The organism is Sphingobium algorifonticola (assembly GCF_004005485.1).
In the GTDB taxonomy this organism is placed as follows: Bacteria; Pseudomonadota; Alphaproteobacteria; order Sphingomonadales; family Sphingomonadaceae; genus Sphingobium; species Sphingobium algorifonticola.
On record NZ_RZUL01000002.1, the window covers coordinates 371,589 to 388,388 of the forward strand.

At 64.3% G+C, this 16,800-nt stretch carries 17 protein-coding genes; 12 read left to right on the top strand and 5 right to left on the bottom strand.

All coding sequences use genetic code 11. The annotated features are described in order from the left end of the window. The first annotated feature begins 170 nt into the window (after nucleotides 1-170). The 10 genes from ENE74_RS06835 to ENE74_RS06880 all read left to right on the top strand — a co-directional run bounded on the left by ENE74_RS06835 (nucleotide 171) and on the right by ENE74_RS06880 (nucleotide 11,827). The gene (locus ENE74_RS06835) at nucleotides 171-1,625 is read left to right on the top strand and encodes an efflux transporter outer membrane subunit (protein ID WP_127690142.1); all 1,455 of its coding nucleotides are present in this window, start codon (nucleotides 171-173) and stop codon (nucleotides 1,623-1,625) included. Beyond that, nucleotides 1,622-3,313: an efflux RND transporter periplasmic adaptor subunit gene (locus tag ENE74_RS06840; RefSeq protein ID WP_127690144.1), complete on the top strand. Its 1,692-nt coding sequence runs from the start codon at nucleotides 1,622-1,624 to the stop codon at nucleotides 3,311-3,313. The genes ENE74_RS06835 and ENE74_RS06840 overlap by 4 nt, the downstream gene beginning before the upstream one ends. A 55-nt stretch (nucleotides 3,314-3,368) precedes the next feature. Continuing rightward, on the top strand, nucleotides 3,369-4,112 hold the full coding sequence (locus ENE74_RS06845) for an ABC transporter ATP-binding protein (protein ID WP_127690584.1): 744 nt from the start codon (nucleotides 3,369-3,371) through the stop codon (nucleotides 4,110-4,112). 145 nt (nucleotides 4,113-4,257) lie between these two features. Then, the gene (locus tag ENE74_RS06850) at nucleotides 4,258-5,466 is read left to right on the top strand and encodes an ABC transporter permease (protein ID WP_127690585.1); all 1,209 of its coding nucleotides are present in this window, start codon (nucleotides 4,258-4,260) and stop codon (nucleotides 5,464-5,466) included. 140 nt (nucleotides 5,467-5,606) lie between these two features. Beyond that, on the top strand, nucleotides 5,607-5,993 hold the full coding sequence (locus tag ENE74_RS06855) for a hypothetical protein (RefSeq protein WP_127690146.1): 387 nt from the start codon (nucleotides 5,607-5,609) through the stop codon (nucleotides 5,991-5,993). Nucleotides 5,994-6,206: 213 nt separating this feature from the next. Further along, nucleotides 6,207-6,632 (top strand): 30S ribosomal protein S6, encoded by a 426-nt coding sequence (gene rpsF, locus ENE74_RS06860; protein ID WP_127690148.1) that lies wholly within the window; start codon nucleotides 6,207-6,209, stop codon nucleotides 6,630-6,632. A 15-nt stretch (nucleotides 6,633-6,647) separates the two neighbouring features. Then, nucleotides 6,648-6,872, top strand: coding sequence for a 30S ribosomal protein S18 (rpsR, locus tag ENE74_RS06865; protein WP_127690150.1), 225 nt, complete (start codon nucleotides 6,648-6,650; stop codon nucleotides 6,870-6,872). A gap of 13 nt (nucleotides 6,873-6,885) precedes the next feature. Continuing rightward, on the top strand, nucleotides 6,886-7,488 hold the full coding sequence (gene rplI, locus ENE74_RS06870; protein ID WP_127690152.1) for a 50S ribosomal protein L9: 603 nt from the start codon (nucleotides 6,886-6,888) through the stop codon (nucleotides 7,486-7,488). Between the two features lie 197 nt (nucleotides 7,489-7,685). Next, nucleotides 7,686-9,998, top strand: a complete 2,313-nt coding sequence (gene parC / locus ENE74_RS06875) for a DNA topoisomerase IV subunit A (RefSeq protein WP_127690154.1) — start codon at nucleotides 7,686-7,688, stop codon at nucleotides 9,996-9,998. A 71-nt stretch (nucleotides 9,999-10,069) separates the two neighbouring features. Beyond that, nucleotides 10,070-11,827 (top strand): putative bifunctional diguanylate cyclase/phosphodiesterase, encoded by a 1,758-nt coding sequence (locus ENE74_RS06880; protein WP_164847394.1) that lies wholly within the window; start codon nucleotides 10,070-10,072, stop codon nucleotides 11,825-11,827. Here the strand turns inward: ENE74_RS06880 and ENE74_RS06885 are convergent. From ENE74_RS06885 to ENE74_RS06900, 4 genes are read right to left on the bottom strand one after another with little or no spacing between them, the layout of a single operon-like run. Beyond that, the gene (locus ENE74_RS06885) at nucleotides 11,791-12,987 is read right to left on the bottom strand and encodes a CCA tRNA nucleotidyltransferase (protein ID WP_127690157.1); all 1,197 of its coding nucleotides are present in this window, start codon (nucleotides 12,985-12,987) and stop codon (nucleotides 11,791-11,793) included. The two genes, ENE74_RS06880 and ENE74_RS06885, sit on opposite strands and share 37 nt — an antisense overlap. Continuing rightward, nucleotides 12,968-13,579: a CoA pyrophosphatase gene (locus tag ENE74_RS06890; protein ID WP_127690159.1), complete on the bottom strand. Its 612-nt coding sequence runs from the start codon at nucleotides 13,577-13,579 to the stop codon at nucleotides 12,968-12,970. The genes ENE74_RS06885 and ENE74_RS06890 overlap by 20 nt, the downstream gene beginning before the upstream one ends. Beyond that, a complete protein-coding gene (locus ENE74_RS06895) occupies nucleotides 13,576-14,148 on the bottom strand; it encodes a DUF1285 domain-containing protein (RefSeq protein WP_127690586.1) in 573 nt (190 codons plus the stop codon). Before ENE74_RS06895 ends, ENE74_RS06890 begins: the two co-directional genes overlap by 4 nt. 53 nt (nucleotides 14,149-14,201) lie before the next feature. Beyond that, nucleotides 14,202-14,720 (bottom strand): GNAT family N-acetyltransferase, encoded by a 519-nt coding sequence (locus ENE74_RS06900; protein WP_127690161.1) that lies wholly within the window; start codon nucleotides 14,718-14,720, stop codon nucleotides 14,202-14,204. 103 nt (nucleotides 14,721-14,823) lie between these two features. Between ENE74_RS06900 and ENE74_RS06905 the strand changes: the two genes are divergently transcribed. Beyond that, on the top strand, nucleotides 14,824-15,207 hold the full coding sequence (locus tag ENE74_RS06905) for a dihydroneopterin aldolase (protein ID WP_127690163.1): 384 nt from the start codon (nucleotides 14,824-14,826) through the stop codon (nucleotides 15,205-15,207). A 30-nt stretch (nucleotides 15,208-15,237) separates the two neighbouring features. Here the strand turns inward: ENE74_RS06905 and ENE74_RS06910 are convergent, their stop codons facing one another. After that, the gene (locus tag ENE74_RS06910) at nucleotides 15,238-16,197 is read right to left on the bottom strand and encodes an isopenicillin N synthase family dioxygenase (protein WP_420902567.1); all 960 of its coding nucleotides are present in this window, start codon (nucleotides 16,195-16,197) and stop codon (nucleotides 15,238-15,240) included. 124 nt (nucleotides 16,198-16,321) lie between these two features. On the opposite strand from ENE74_RS06910, the gene ENE74_RS06915 reads away from it, so the two are divergent. Continuing rightward, nucleotides 16,322-16,729: an EVE domain-containing protein gene (locus tag ENE74_RS06915; protein ID WP_127690165.1), complete on the top strand. Its 408-nt coding sequence runs from the start codon at nucleotides 16,322-16,324 to the stop codon at nucleotides 16,727-16,729. Nucleotides 16,730-16,800 lie beyond the last annotated feature (71 nt).

Below are 16,800 nucleotides of genomic sequence, written 5' to 3' on the forward strand. Positions count from 1 at the left end.
CAACACGTTACGTCCGATGCAAAATCAGCCGTTACGCACCTGTTACACTTTATGACACAATAGCCGTTGAGCGGCTGTGCCGAATTGGGCAGGAACTAGATAGGCATTTGGCCGTGCGCAAGCATTGGCTGGATGTGTCACCATTTTCCGCACCAACCCTAAGGAAATCCGTGCGTTATCCTGTCGTACTTATCTGCGGAACGGCCCTTGCGCTGTCGGCCTGCGCCGCGGGGCCGGATTATCGCGCACCCGGCGGCGCATCGCTGGGCGTCCCGTCCGCTTACGCCACGCGACAAGGCGCGGCGCTTTCCGAGGCGGAGCTTGCCGCCTGGTGGCGGCGCTTCAATGATCCCGTGCTCGATGCGCTGATCGACAAGGCGATTGCCGGCAACCTCGACATCGCGCAGGCATCCGCGCGGCTCGATCAGTCGCGGGAGGCGTTGCGCCAGGCTGGTGCCAGCTTCTTGCCCTCGATCAGCGCATCGGGCAGTGGCGGGCGCAATTTCCGCGAAGGCACCACCGGCTTTCAAACCGATGGCAACGGCAATGTCATCGGGGGGTCATCGGGCGGCAGTTCGAATCAGTATAGCGGCAATCTCCGAGCTAGCTGGGAAATCGACCTGTTCGGACGCATCCGCCGATCGGTCGAGGCATCACGCGCAGATGTCGCTGCCTCGGGATACAGCCTCGCCAATGTCCAGGTTGCGATCATCGGCGAGACCGTACGCAATTATGTGATTGTCCGGCTGGCGCAGGAGCGGCTTGTGATCGCGCGGGAGCAGCTTGCGACGGCGCAGGATAATTTCGATATTGCCCGCTGGCGCGTCGAGGCGGGCCTTGTCTCGACGCTGGATCAGGAGCAGGCGCGCACCCAGTTGGCGCAACAGGCCGCGGCCATTCCGAACCTGGAAACGAGCCTCGCCAACGCGCTCAACCGGCTTGCGGTGCTGACCGGCGAGGCACCGGGCGAGGCGACGCGCGCGTTGCAGACGGTCGCACCCGTGCCACAGCCGCCCGCCGACATCGCCACCGGCATCCCGGCGGATACGTTGCGGCAACGCCCCGACGTGTTGCAGGCGGAGCGTGCCCTTGCCGGTGCGACGGCGCGGATCGGGGTGGCCGAATCCGCGCTCTATCCGCAACTCAGCCTGTCGGGGTCACTCAGCACCACCGCGGTGACGCTCGGTTCGCTGGGCGACATTATCACCGGGAGCCTGTTCGGCAATCTGACGCAACTGATCTTCGATGGGGGCCTTACGGCGTCGCGGGTGCGGGCGCAGGAAGCGGCGGCGCGGGAAGCCTTTTCGGCGTATCGATCGACGGTGCTGACAGCGATAGAGGATGTCGAAAATGCGCTGGTCGCCGATCGCACCGCGCGCGAACGGGTGATTCAACTCACCATCGCGCTGGACGCCGCGCGTAACAGTGCGATCCTCGCCCGCAGCCAATATCAGGCCGGGCTTACCGATTTCCAGACATTGCTCTCCGCCGAACAGTCGCTGCTGTCGGCGCGCGATGGCCTGGCGACGGCGAAGGCCGATCAGGTGCAGGCCGTCGCGCAGCTTTACGGCGCGCTCGGCGGCGGCTGGCAAACTACAAACGCTACGAACGGATCCTCCGAATGAGCCAAGACACGATTTCCACCCCGGGTGGCAGCGCCGACAATCTGGACGATTTTCTGGGTGTCAAGCCGTCCCGGCCCGTCAACGCGTGGATCAAATGGGGTCTGGTCGCGCTCGGCGTCGTCCTGCTCGTCCTGCTTTTGATGCGGATGTTCGGCGGCGAGGACAAGCCGAACTATTCGACCCGCGCGGTGCGCAAAGGCGATCTGACCGTCACCGTTTCGGCCACCGGCAATCTGAAACCCATAAACCAGGTCGATGTCGGGTCCGAGCAGTCGGGCAAGATCACGCAGGTGTTCGTGGACGTCAACGACCGTGTGACGAAGGGGCAGCGCCTTGCCGAACTCGATACCCGCAGGCTGCGGGACTCGGTCATGCAGAACCGTTCGCAGGTCGCCTCCGCCCAAGCCAGCGTGGCGCAGGCCGATGCGCAGGTCGCACTGGCCAAGGCGACGCTCGACCGGCAACTCAACGTGTTTCAGCTTTCCGGCGGCCGGGTTCCCGCCAAGACGGAGATGGACAGTGCGCGCGCAAGTTACGCGCAGGCGCTGGCGCAGCGCAGATCGGCGGATGCGCAGGTTGCGGTGGCGCAGGCGCAATTGTCGAGCGCGCAGACCAATCTCGATATCGCCCAGATCATATCACCGGTGACGGGTGTCGTGCTGTCCCGCTCGATCGAACCGGGTCAGACGGTCGCTGCGTCATTCAACGCCCCGGTTCTGTTCACCATCGCCGAAGACCTGAAGCAAATGGAAGTCGAAGTCTCGGTCGATGAAGCCGACGTCGGTCAGGTGGCCGAAGGGCAGGAAGCGACTTTCACCGTCGATGCCTTTCCCGGCCGCCGCTTTCCGGCACGGGTCAACCGGGTGAATGTCGGCTCGAACGCCAGCAGCGCCGCGTCGTCATCCACGACAACGACGACGGCAACCAACACGGTCGTCGCCTACACTGCGGTGCTGTCTGTCAGCAACGAGGCGGAAACGCTGCGCCCCGGCATGACAGCGACGGCGGATATCGTGACGAAGCAGTTGCGCGATGTCCTGCTGGTGCCCAATGCAGCCCTGCGCTTCAAACCGTCGCAGGGCGCGCGGTCCGGCGGGGGCATCACCAGCCAGCTTGTCGCCCGGCCACGTCGGGGCAATCGCGCGACGCAGGAAGTGAGCTTCGGCGCAGGCAGCAGCCAGACGGTCTATATCGTCGATGAAAATGGCGACCCCAAGGCCGTGAACGTGGTGATCGGCGACAGCGACGGCAGTCGTACCGTCATCCTGAGCGGTGACATCAAGGATGGGACACGCGTGATTACCGGACAACTTGCACCAGGGCAGGAACAGCCGCCCGAGCGGGACGAGGCGCGGGGCGGTCAACCGGGCGGCGACAGGGGCAAGCGTGATGCCCGTCCCGCTGCGACCCCTGCACCGGCTGCCCCCTCGCCGTCCGCGCCGTCGGGCAACAGCGCGGCACCGGCACCGGCACCGGCCACGGAAACCGGACCCGCTACCGGACGCGCTGCTGCCACACCCGCGCCCGCGTCATCGCCGCCGCCAGCCTTGCCAGGCGGCGCGCGGCTGCGCGACATGACGCCGGAGCAGCGACGCGCGTTCCTCGACAGCCTGACACCGGAGCAACGTGCCGAAATGCGGGCCCGTCGCGACGCGTGGCGTGCCGAAAGAAACGCCGATGGCGAATGATGATAAGCGCCTTGTGACCAGGGACGCTAAAGCCGACGCTCAAGCCGTTATCGAAATGGCCAAAGCCAATGCCGCCAATCCGCCTCCGCCAACCCCGGAGCTGCACAGCCCGATCATTCGCCTGCGGGGCGTCACCAAGACCTATGGCAGCGGGCCGACGGCGTTCCAGGCGCTGAAAGGTGTTGATCTCGACATCGAACGCGGCGATTTCGTCGCGGTGATGGGACCGTCGGGATCGGGCAAATCGACGACGATGAACATATTGGGCTGTCTCGACGTGCCGAGCGCCGGGTCGTTCCTGTTCCGCGATCATCATGTCGAAACGCTGGATCGTGACCAGCGGGCGCTGCTGCGTCGCAAATATCTTGGCTTCGTGTTTCAGGGGTTCAATCTGCTTTCGCGCACCACGGCACTGGAGAATGTCGAGCTGCCGCTGCTTTATCGCGGCGAGGACAAGGCCACGCGCTACCGCCTGGGCATGGCCGCGCTCGACAAGGTGGGCTTGAAGCCGTGGTGGGACCATACACCCGCAGAGCTTTCGGGCGGCCAGCAGCAGCGCGTGGCGATTGCCCGCGCGATCGTGACCAGCCCCGACGTGCTGCTGGCGGACGAGCCGACCGGCAATCTCGATTCGGAACGCTCGGTCGAAATCATGGAATTGCTGACCGATCTCAACCGCAACAGCGGCATCACCGTGCTGATGGTGACGCACGAGCCGGACATGGCCGCCTTCGCCCGCACGATCGTGCATTTCAAGGATGGACTGGTGGAGCGGATCGAGAAGGGGAAGGCGGCGTGATGGGAAATTACGAGGCCAGCGCCTTCCTGACCCGTTCGTTTCGAGCAGCTTCTAGCGAAGTCGAGAAGCGTTCGTCGAGAATGTGGCCGTTTAAAAGAGTTCTCGACAAGCTCGAACCGAACGGATTGTGGAGAGTGGTTCGATGATCCTCGGCACGACCATCACACTCGCGTTCCGTGCGATCGCGCGGCACAAGCTGCGCTCGTTCCTGACCACGCTCGGCATCATTATCGGCGTTGCCGCCGTCGTCACGATGACGACGCTGGGTAACGGCGCGACCGCCGCCGTGCGCGAGCAGATCAGCAGCCTGGGCGCGAACATACTGCAACTGCGGCCGGGCCAGGGTTTCGGCCGGGGCGGCGGCGGCCCGCGTCCGCCCGACTTTGAACCCGACGATATAACCGCCATCGCCAATCAGTTGACCGGGGTGCGGGCGGTCGCCCCGCAAGCGTCGACCAGCGGCATCGCCATCTACGAGGGATCGAACTGGAACACGACTGTCAACGGCACCACTGCCGCCTATTTCGAGGCGCAGCAGTGGAAGCTCGAAAGCGGCCGCCTGTTCATGCCGGAAGAGGAAGAAGCCGGAAAGCCAGTCTGCATCATCGGCTCGACCCTGAAGAACAATCTGTTCCGGCAGGAAGATCCGATCGGCAAGCGGTTCCGCATCAAGGGCGTGAGTTGCCAGATCATCGGGCTTCTTTCGACCCGCGGGCAAGGCGGGTTCGGCAACGATCAGGACGATGTCGTCGTCATGCCGATCAAGTTCGTCCAGCGGCGCTTTACCGGCAATCGCGAAATCAGCCTCATCATGGTCGCCGTGGACGATGCCTATGACAGTGCCGCGGTGCAGGACAGTCTGGAACAGCTCATGCGCGAACGGCGGAAGATCAAACCGGGCACAGCGGACAATTTCAATGTGTTCGACACCAAGCAGATTTCCGACACGCTGACCGGCACCACCACCATATTGACGCAGATTGTCGGGGCCGTGGCGGCGATCTCGCTGCTCGTCGGCGGGATCGGCATCATGAACATCATGCTGGTGTCGGTGACGGAGCGGACGCGGGAAATCGGCATCCGCCTCGCTATCGGCGCCGTGGCGCGCGAAGTGCTGTTGCAGTTTCTGGTGGAGGCGGTTGTGCTTTCCTGCCTTGGCGGCGTGATCGGCCTCGGCCTCGCGCTCGTGGCGTCGCTCGCCATCGCACCGCTGATGCAAGTGCCGTTCATCTTCGATCTGCGGATCAATATGCTCGCCTTTCTGTTTTCCGCGGCGATCGGCGTCGTCTTCGGCTATTTCCCCGCGCGGCGCGCCGCATCGCTGAACCCGATCGATGCGCTGCGGCACGAGTAATGCCTCCGATCACGGGCGCGAAGGCGCTGAACTGCCGCTGACATACCGCTTAATCCGCGGTTCAAGCGAATCATGGTTATTTTTCCGCATGGCCGGAACGCCTTTGCAGGCGGTCAAAGGCCGAACGAGGAGAAAGGACCATGAACGGATGGAAGAAGGCGGTGCTGGCCGTCACGGCCTGCGCCAGCATGGCGGCATTTGCCGCACCCGCCGAGGCACAGCGGTATCGCTATCGCGATCGTGACAATACCGGCGCGGTGATTGCGGGCGGCATCGTTGGCCTGGCGGTCGGCGCGGCAATCGCATCGAGCGCACGCGACCGTTATTATGACAGATATTATGATGGCGGCTATTACGGGCGTCCCTGGCGCGGCGGCTATTATCGCGATCGCGGCTTTTACGATCGCGGCTATTATCGTGATTATCGCCCACATCGTCGCGGCTTTTACGGCGGTCGGCGTTGCCAGACCGACCGGTTTTTCGATGAGTATCGCGGCCGCTGGACGCGCGTGCGTCGCTGCTGGTAGCCGTCGGCTTCGCGATCGGGATGGACAGGAAAGGCGCGGCCCGATGGTCGCGCCTTTTTGCGCGCTTGCTTTTCCGGCCCTTTTGGGCAATAGGCGCGCCTTCCGCAGCGGGCGAGGCGACTCTGCCGTCTGCGGAAATAGTGACGAGACGACAGCCGGAGGGGCGTTCGCATGGGGCGGCGTCAGCGATCGGCCAAAACAAGAGGAAGACCCATGGCTCTTTACGAGCACGTGTTTCTTGCGCGCCAGGATCTGGCACAGGCGCAGGTAGACGCACTGGCGGAAGCCGCCACCAAGATTGTCGAGGATAACAAGGGCAAGGTCGTCAAGACCGAAACCTGGGGTCTGCGTAGCATGGCCTACAAGATCGCCAAGAACCGCAAGGCGCATTATGTCATGCTCAACATCGACGCCCCCGCCGGTGTCGTGGCGGAGCTGGAGCGCCAGACGCAGATCAACGAAGACATCATCCGCTATATGACCATCAAGGTCGATGCGCTGGAATCCGGCCCGTCGGTGATGATGCGCAAGCAGGAACGCGATGCCCGTGGTGGCGGTCGCGGCGAGCGTGGTGAACGCGGTGAGCGCGGGGATCGTGGCGACCGTCCGCGTCGCGACCGTGACGACCTCGGCGAATAAGGAGATATCAGAGACATGGCACGCCCATTTTTCCGCCGCCGCAAGAGCTGCCCCTTCGCCGCTAAGGATTCGCCGAAGATCGATTACAAGGACGTTCGTCTGCTCCAGGGCTTCGTGTCCGAGCGTGGCAAGATCGTCCCCAGCCGCATCACCGCCGTTTCCGCCAAGAAGCAGCGTGAACTGGCGACTGCCATCAAGCGCGCGCGCCATCTCGGCCTGCTGCCCTACATCGTGAAGTGAGGGAATAGATCTCATGGAAATCATTCTGCTCGAACGGATCGAGAAGCTCGGCGCGATCGGTGACATCGTCACCGTGAAGGACGGCTATGCCCGCAACTTCCTGTTGCCCAACAGGAAGGCGCTGCGCTCCAATAACGCCAACAAGAAGGTGTTCGAGGCCAATCGCGCGAAGATCGAAGCCGACAATGCGGCCCGTCGTGCTGACGCCGAAGCGGCATCGAAGGATGTCGACGGCACGCAGATCGTGCTCATTCGCCAGTCGTCCAACGCCGGTGCCCTTTACGGCTCGGTCGCGGTCCGCGACATCGTTGAGGCGCTGCATGCCGATGGCAAGACCAACGTCACCAAGGCGATGGTCGTGCTGGAGCGGCCGATCAAGACGCTGGGCCTGTTCGACGTCAAGGTCGCGCTGCACCCGGAAGTTTCGGTCACCATCCAGGTGAACGTCGCCCGCAGCCCCGAGGAAGCCGAGCTTCAGAAGGACGGCGTCGACGTGATGGCCAGCATGTTCGAAAAGGACGAGGCTGGCTTCACCGAGGACTATGATCCGAACGCGGAACCGGGCGAAATCGCCGTGGAACCGAGCGACGAAAGCGAATCGACCGAAGAGGCGTAAGCCTTTTTGCGATGCCGAAACAAAAGGCCGTCCGGTCTTCACCGGGCGGCCTTTTTGTATGCTCGTCCTCCATTATACGTGGCCCCAGCGCAGGCTGGGGCCACGTGCGGCGGCGCGCCTCCGCCCGAGATCCCGGCCTTCGCCGGGATGACGGATAGGATTGTCATCCGCCGCCACGCCCTGCTATCGCCGTGCCGATGAGTGATTTCCGCGACCCGTTCGACAGTATCAAGGATCATCCTTTCGACGCCGCGCTGTCCGAACGGTATCTGGTCTATGCGCTGTCCACGATCACCGCCCGGTCGCTGCCCGATCTGCGCGATGGCCTGAAACCGGTGCACCGGCGGCTGCTCTGGGCGATGCGGTTGCTCAAGCTGGAACCGAGCAATCCCGATCCGGTGCGCAACACCACCAGCTACAAGAAATGCGCGCGGGTCGTCGGCGACGTCATCGGCAAATATCATCCGCATGGCGACGCGTCGGTCTATGACGCGATGGTGCGGCTGGCGCAGGATTTTTCGCTGCGTACCCCGCTGGTCGACGGGCAAGGCAATTTCGGCAACATCGATGGCGATAATGCCGCGGCCATGCGCTATACCGAGGCGCGGCTGACGCAGGCGGCTTCCGACCTGATGGACGGTCTCGATGAAGGCACCGTCGATTTTCGCCCGACCTATAATGGGGAGGATGAAGAGCCGGAAATATTCCCCGGCCTGTTCCCCAATCTGCTCGCCAATGGCGCGTCGGGCATTGCGGTCGGCATGGCGACCAGCATTCCGCCCCATAATGTCGCCGAGCTGATCGACGCCGCGCTGCTCCTGATTGACAAGCCCGATGCTGACAACGCGGCGCTGATGCAGATTGTCACCGGCCCGGATTTTCCGACCGGCGGGATCGTGGTGGAAAGCCCGGCAAGCATCGCGGAATCCTATGCCACCGGACGCGGATCCTTCCGCACAAGGGCGCGGTTCGCGGGCGCAATGCAGGATGGTCAGTGGGTCGTGCAGCCCGAAAAGCTCGCGAACGGGACATGGCAACTCGTCATCGTCGAAATCCCCTATCAGGTGCCGAAATCGAAGCTGATCGAGCAGATCGCGGCGCTCATCAACGACAAGAAGCTGCCGATCCTGGCCGATATCCGGGATGAGTCGGACGCGGACATCCGTATCGTCATCGAGCCGCGCAGCCGCACCGTCGATCCGGGCGTGCTGATGGACAGCCTCTATCGGCTGACCGACCTTGAAAGCCGCTTCAGCCTCAACCTCAACGTGCTGGACGCCAGCCATACGCCGCGCGTGATGGGCCTGCGCGCCGTACTGGTCGAATGGCTGAAGCACCAGATCGACGTGCTCGTCCGTCGTGCGCAGCACCGGCTGGACAAGATCGCCGCGCGCCTGGAATTGCTCGACGGCTATATCATCGCCTATCTCAACCTTGACCGGGTGATTGCCATCATCCGCACCGAGGATGAGCCGAAAGAGGTCATGATGGCCGAGTTTGCGCTCAACGACCGGCAGGCCGAGGCGATCCTGAACATGCGGTTGCGGTCCCTGCGCAAGCTGGAGGAAATGGAGCTGCGCCGCGAACATGCCGAACTGGTGAAGGAACGCGACGACCTGCAGAAGCTGGTCGAAAGCCCCGCACGCCAGCGGACGCAACTGAAGCGGGACCTGACGGCGCTGCGCAAGCGTTATAGCCCCGAAACGGCGCTGGGAAGGCGCCGGACCTTGATCGCGGAGGCAGGCCCGGCGCGCGAAATCCCGTTGGAGGCCATGATCGAACGCGAGCCGGTGACGGTGATCCTGTCGCAGCGGGGCTGGATCCGCGCGATGAAGGGGCATGTCGATGCCGCCACCATCGCCGGGGTGAAGTATAAGGAAGGCGATGGCTCCTGGGGTCAGCCGGTACAGATGTACACGACCGACAAGCTGCTTATCGCCTGCGCCAATGGCCGTTTCTACACGCTGGGTGCCGACAAGCTGCCCGGTGCGCGGGGCTTTGGCGAGCCGGTGCGGCTGATGATCGACCTCGACAATGCGACCGAAATCGTCGCGATGCAGGCGGCCCGGCCTGGCGTGAAGCTGCTGCTGGCGGCGTCCGATGGTCGCGGGTTCGTGGCGGTCACGGATGAAATCATCGCCGAAACGCGCAAGGGCCGACAGGTCGTCAACCTCCGGCCGGGCGCTCGGCTCAGCATCGTACGGCCGATCGACGGGGCGGCCGACAGCGTTGCGGTGATTGGCGACAATCGCAAGCTGCTTGTCTTTCCTTTGAGCGAGCTGCCCGAAATGGCGCGCGGCCAAGGCGTGCAATTGCAACGTTATCGCGACGGTGGCCTCGCCGATGCCATCACGTTCACCCTGGCGGACGGATTGAGCTGGGCGATGGGCGGGGAAAGCGGACGCACCCGCACCGAAAGCGATATGACGCCCTGGCGCGTCACGCGCGGCGCGGCCGGGCGGATGCCGCCGAGCGGCTTCCCGCGCGACAACCGATTCGGTCAGGCATAACCGGGAACCGCCGCGCGATCATTTGACCATCGGTTTTATATATATTTACCTCGCGGTCGTATCTACATCGCATGGACGCAATGCCTGCGCGATTTACGGTTGCCGATGGATTGGAACATGCACCTGCATTTCCATCGCCGGAACCATGCGTGTCGGGCAAGCGCGGCGTCAACCACTGGCTCTATGCCCTGCCACAGGCTGCCGCCATTCTGCGGTTGCGCGGCGCTGCGGTCGAAATTGAGCAAAGCAATGCGCTGTTCGACCAGACATTCCCCGATCACGCCAACGCCTTTCTGGGCGTCGATGCGCGCGACGGCGAGGAATGGTCCGCCCGTATTGCCGCCTTCCAGCAATCGGCGCGCGCATCCGACAGTTTCGAAATCCGTCGCGAAGGGGCGCTGAGCGCGCAGTTTCTCGCCTGCACCATCGGCCGTCTCGACGATCGCGAAGCTCCGGGCTGTCGTCTTCTGTTCACGGCCATCGATCGCACCAACGAACGCGTGATGGAAAAAAGCCTGCGCCGCGAACTGATGTCGGACAGTCTCACGGCGCTGCCCAATCGCACCGGCTTTGGCGAGGAAATTGACGACCGGCTGGCGCATTGGTCGAAAACCGAAGGCGGCAGCTACGCGGTGCTGGCGATCGATCTGATCCGTTTCAGCCGCGTGAACGAATCGCTTGGCCCGCTGGCCGGGGACGAACTGATCATCACGGTTGCCAAGCGGCTGAAGTCCAGCCTGCGCCAGGGCGATGTTCTGGCACGGATCGGTGGCAACGAGTTTGCCGTCTTTGCGCGGCTCAACAACGGCCTGTCCGACGCGCTCTACATCGTCCAGCGGATCAACGATGCCCTGGCGAGTCCGGTGCGGCTGACCAATCTTCAGATCAGTGTCGATTGCGCGATCGGCTGTGCGCTGTCCTCCAGCCTGTCGGACGATTCCGATGATATCGTGCGCCAGGCGCAGGCCGCAGTGAAGATCGCCAAGCGCAGCGGAAAGCTGGAAATCTATCGCCCCGGCGTGCTGAAGGAAGCCCATCGCCGCTTTACCCTGGAAAGCCGCCTGCGCGAGGCGCTGGCCAACGGGAAGCTCGAACTGGCGTTTCAGCCACTGGTCCATCTCAAGTCCGGCGAGATCACCGGTTTCGAGGCGCTGGCGCGCTGGCACGACGAGGAGCTGGGCGACATATCGCCCGCCGAGTTCATTCCGGTCGCCGAGGAATCGGGGCTGATCGTGCCGCTGGGCCGCTGGGCGCTTTATGAAGCGGCGCAAACGCTGGCCAAATGGGACCGCCGACAGGGCGAGGTGCTGCCGCTCAGCGTCAACGTCAACCTCTCGCCGATCCAGATGAGCCGCGACGACGTGCCGAGCGTGGTGGAAGAGGCGCTGCGCTACGCCGGAATCGCGGGCCGCCGTCTGACGATCGAGTTGACCGAAAGCGCGATCATCGCCGATCCCGACAAGGCGCGGCAGGTGCTCGCGGCGCTCAAGAGCCTGGATGCCGCCATCGCGATGGATGATTTCGGCACCGGCTATTCGAACCTTGCCAGCTTGCAGAGCCTGCCCATCGACCTGCTCAAGATCGACCGCAGTTTCGTTTCAGGCATGGGCGAGGATCGCGACAAGAATGCCATCGTCCGCACCATATTGTCGCTGGCGGATTCGCTGAACCTCAAGGTAACGGCTGAGGGTATCGAGACCCAGACGCTGGCCCATGAACTGCAGTCGCTGGGCTGCTGGCAGGGGCAGGGCTATTATTTCTCGCCCGCCCTGCCCGAACCCGATGCCTTCGATTACTGGCGCGCGCGCTGGAACTTCCAGACGATCTGATCGGCGATCGCCTCGATCGCATCACCTTCGGGAAAGTCCGCCGCCACCCATTGTGTTTCCACCTCCTTCAGCGCCTTCGCGACATCGGGACCGGGCGGCAGACCGCGCCGGATCAGCGCACCGCCGGACAGGGCCAGCGTCGGCGGTGTCCAGCCAACCAGCGGGGCGATGGGATCGTCGCCATGCAGCAGCGCCTGATCGATCGCGCCTTCGGTGCCGATCCAGTAGGCGCGCTGGCGCAGGTCGCTGCCGCTGGGCGGGGGCGACAGGGCCGCGACGATACGCTTGCGCGCCTTGTTCGACAGCTTCAGGCGGGCGGCGACCGCTTCGCCCGTTGCGGGGTCCGGCGGCAGAAGGGCACATAAACGGCGGATGGCCGCAGGCGGAATGGCATTGGCCCTTTCCCGATCGACAAGGGCAATCAGCCGACCAAGGCCATCGGCGGTGATTTCCGGCAGGACGGGCCGAAAAATGCCACCATCGACCATCAACGCCACCGCCGCCGACGGATCGGGCAAGGCCAGCAGCTTGAGCAGTTCATCGGCGATGCGCTCCCGCGACAGGGCCATCAGGCTGTTTGCTTGCGCCCGGCATGCGGCATAGGCGTCAGGATCCGGCGCGCCCGTTCCAAACCGGGCGTGAAAGCGGAAGAAGCGCAGGATGCGCAGATGATCCTCCGCGATCCGCGCGGCGGGATCGCCTATGAAGCGGATATGGCCCGCCCGCAGATCGTCCAGGCCGCCGAAATAGTCGATGATGGCACCGGTCGCGGGATCGGCCAGCAGCGCATTGATGGTGAAATCGCGCCGGGCGGCGTCCTCGCGCCAGTCATCGGTATAGGCAATCGTGGCGTGACGCCCGTCCGTATCGACATCGCGCCGCAGGGTTGTGATTTCGACCGGCCCGTCCGGCAGCACCGCCGTCACCGTGCCATGCTCCACGCCGGTCGGTACGACCCGGATCGCGACGGCCGACAGACGCGCCATCACGGCATCGGGCGACAGCACGGTTGCAATATCGATGTCGGTGACGTCCAGCCCCAGCAGCGTGTCGCGCACTGCGCCGCCCACAAAGCGTGCATTGCCTTCACCCAGCGCCGCCAGCAGCGCCGCCAGTCCGGCCCGATCGCGCCAGGCTGCGTCAGGCAGCGTTGTGGTCATGCCCCAGCCTCCATGACAGATTGGCCAATATGGCCGCCGTGATGCCCCAGATGCGTCGCCCCTCCCAAGTGATCTCATAGAAATGCCGGATCGCCCCGTCCCATTCGATTTCCCTGCGTATCCGGTTGGCGGGGTCCAGCGCGAAGCCGAGGGGCAGTTCGAACCAGTCGTCGACTTCCCCGTCCTGGGCGCGCAGCGGCAGGTCCGGCGGCACGACGGCCAGCACCGGCACGATGTCGAAGCCCGTGAAGGTGCTGTACCGATCGCTGATGCCGATGATTTCCGCGCGATCGGGGGGCAGCGCGATTTCCTCCTGCGCCTCGCGCAGCGCCGCCGCGATGGCATCGGCATCACTTGCGTCGACCTTGCCGCCCGGAAAGGCGACTTGCCCCGCGTGCTGACGCAGGCGGGCGGACCGCTGCGTCAGGATGAGGCCCGGTTCCGCGCGATCGGTGACGGCGACCAGCACGGCGGCCGGGGCCAGTGCGATCGTGCCATCGATGCGCGGATCCACCCTGTTCATCCAGTCAGGCAAATCGGTGCGGCGATGGCCTTCGGTCAGTGCGGCGCGCAGCCGCTCCGCAAGCGTCATTCCGGCGCCCCGAGACTGAAAAACCGTCCTCCGCTCCACAGGCCGGGGACCGGCCGGTCCGCATCATCGGCAAGGGCCATCGCGGCAAGGTCGTAATAGACGGCCCGCACGATCAGCGCCTCCAGCCCGCCGCGCACATGCAGATAGGGGCGCGGTGCATCGGCAGTGCCGCGGACCACGATCGGATGGTCAGCATCGGCCGTCACCAGATCCCCTGTATTCAGGCGGAAGGCGAGCGTGCGCTGTGCGCCTGCGCCGTCGCTTTTCACCTCCACGGCCAGGAAGGCGGCATCCTCCACTGCGATCGAAAGCTTCTCGACCGGGGTGACGAGCACATGGCTGCCGTCCGCCTCCCGCCGCAGCACTGTGGAAAAGAGGCGAATCATCGATTCGCGCTCGATCGGCGATCCCTGATGAAACCAGGTGCCGTCGCGCGCGATCCGCATCTCGCTGTCGCCGCAGTGTGCTGGGTTCCACTGATCGACCGGCGGCAAGCGCCGTTCCTCGACCAGACGCAATATCTCCGGCAGGGACAGGGCAGCAAGGTCAGGTGGCGGCGGCATGGGCATCGACGTCAGATAGGCATGGAAAGGCCGCCGCGCAAAGGCCAAGATGCGGGACGTCAGGCGTCCTGTGTGAGGCGCGGTCCAAGCAGGCCGACGGGCGGCAGCGGCGCATTATTGTGCGGCAACGCCAGCAGGCGGCGCGGATCGAACGGGCCGGGCGCGTCCCAGCCCGCCGTGCCGTCCGCCGAAAAGCCCCAGAACCGGCCATAATAGTCCGGGTCGCCGATCATCATCAGCGGCGCGGTATCCGCGCTACGGGCGTCGTGCACGACCCGGTCCATCAGCGCCCGGCCGACGCCGCCGCCCTGCTGATCGGGCCGCACCGCGACCGGGCCGACCATGACCAGCGGATGCGCCACGCCGTCGGCATCATGCAGCGCGACCGGCCAGCTTTGCAGCGTGCCCACAAGCGCGCCGCCATCGTCCACCGCCGCATAGCTCAACAAGGGCAACCAGGGCATGCCCGCGCGGATGGCATAAGCGGTCCGCCCCCGACGGTCCGCGCCGAAGGCCGCATCGAGAAGCGCGTCGATCGCATCGCCACTTTGGCTGTCGAGGGGGATAATGCGGGTCACGTCTTGCCGTTCGTCCTGCAAAGGGGCATGAGCGCCCACGAGCGCGGGCGGTTTAACCGCTGGCCGCGAAATGAAAAGTCAAGAATTGCGCATCGCAGGATTTATGGACTTCCCCAAGGACGATTATCTGACGCTGGAAGTCGACGATCTCGACTTCGACGTGCTGACCGGCATCTATTCGGAAGAAACGCACTTGCCGCAGCCGCTGCGTATATCGGTGCGGGCGTTGCTCAGCATGGCCGACCGCTACGATCCGGCGACGCCGCTGTCCGCATCGAAAAACTATATGGACCTGAAGCATGCGGCGACGACGGCGCTGCCCAAGGGACAGCATTTCACGCTGATCGAGGCGGTGGCCGAGCATATCATCGAAACCGTGCTGATGCAGGACGCCAAGGTGCGTCATGTCCAGGTGAAGATCGTGAAACTGGCGCTGAGCGAGCGCGGCGAATCGATCGGGATCACCATGGGCCGCTGGCGGAAATAGCGCCGCTGCGTTTCTTGCCAGGCGCTGGCCCTACTTCTTCACCAAGCCGATCTCTACCAACCGCTCGTGGAGATAGTCGTGCGCGGAGATGGGCGGCTGACGCACCGGATTGTCCGGCGTCACGCATTGCGGCAGCGCCTCGATCATGAAATCGGGCCGCAGGTGCAGGAAATAGGGCATGGAATAGCGCGACACGCCGCGCCGTTCGGGCGGTGGGTTGACAACGCGGTGGCTGGTCGAGGGCAGCACATGGTTGGTCAGCCGCTGGAGCATGTCGCCCACGTTGATGACCAGCGCGCCTTCGGGCGGTGTCACCGGCAGCCAGTTGCCGCTGCGGTCGAGCAGTTCGAGGCCGCCTTCCTCCGCGCCCAGCAGCATGGTGATGAGATTGATATCCTCATGCGCACCGGCGCGCACGCCCGGCGCATCGGCGGACACCGGCGGATAGTGCAGCAGCCGGATGATCGAATTGCCGTCGCGCACCGGATCGACGAACCAGTCCGGGGCCAGCCCCAGATAAAGCGCGATAGCCGACAGCAGCCGCGCGCCGACGCGGTCGAACTCCGCGAACAGGCGGGTGAACGTCTCGCGGAAACCCGCAATTTCCTGCGGCCAGACATTGGGTGGCATCGTTGCCGCCAGCGGACTGCCCGGCGGGAGATCGCGGCCGACATGCCAGAACTCCTTCAGATCATTCTCGCTGGCACCCTTGGCTATTTCGGTCCCATAGGCCGTATAGCCGCGCTGCCCGCCGCCGCCGGGAATCAGATAGGCGCGCTTGGCCGCTTCGGGCAACGCGAAGAAGGCTTTCGCCTTGGCCCAGGCATCGGCCACCAGCGCGGAATCCATGCCATGGTCGCGCACCATCGCAAAACCGAACCGTTGAAAGGACTGGCCGAAATCCTGTGCGAAATCGGCGGGCTGGCTGTAGTCGAGCGAAAGGACGGGCATGGCATCAAGAATAGTGTGCGGCACGGTGGCGAACTCCATGAGTTGCCTTCATTTAGGCAATCGGATGCAGGCTGTCATCTATCGTGGCACGCAGCGGCGGCTTGATCTTCCCTGCCCGGCTGCGCCAAGGGGCGTAGATGATTTGAAGGCTGCGGAGTGACCCATGCAATATTGGCTGATGAAATCGGAACCCGACGTCTTTTCCTGGGATGATCTGGTGGCGAAGGGGAAAGCCGAATGGGACGGCGTGCGCAACCATCAGGCGCAGCTCCACATGAAGGCGATGCGTACGGGCGATCAGGCGCTGTTCTATCACAGCAACATCGGTCTGGAGGCCGTCGGCATCATGGAAATCGTGGAAGAGGCCGCCCCTGACAGCACGGACAGCAGCGGCAAATGGATCGCGGTGCATGTCGCGCCGTTGCGCAAGCTGCCTCGACCGGTGACGCTCAAGGCAATCAAGGCGGACCCGGCGCTGGCCGACATGGCGATGATCCGCCAGTCGCGCCTGTCGGTTTCGCCGGTGACGCCCGCGCAGTTCGCGCATATTCTGGCGTTGGCGGAAGGATAGGTGGCAAAGGCGTGACCGGCCATGCAGTTGCGTGTGATGCAACCGCTTTGTCGACCTTTGCGGTTGTGATG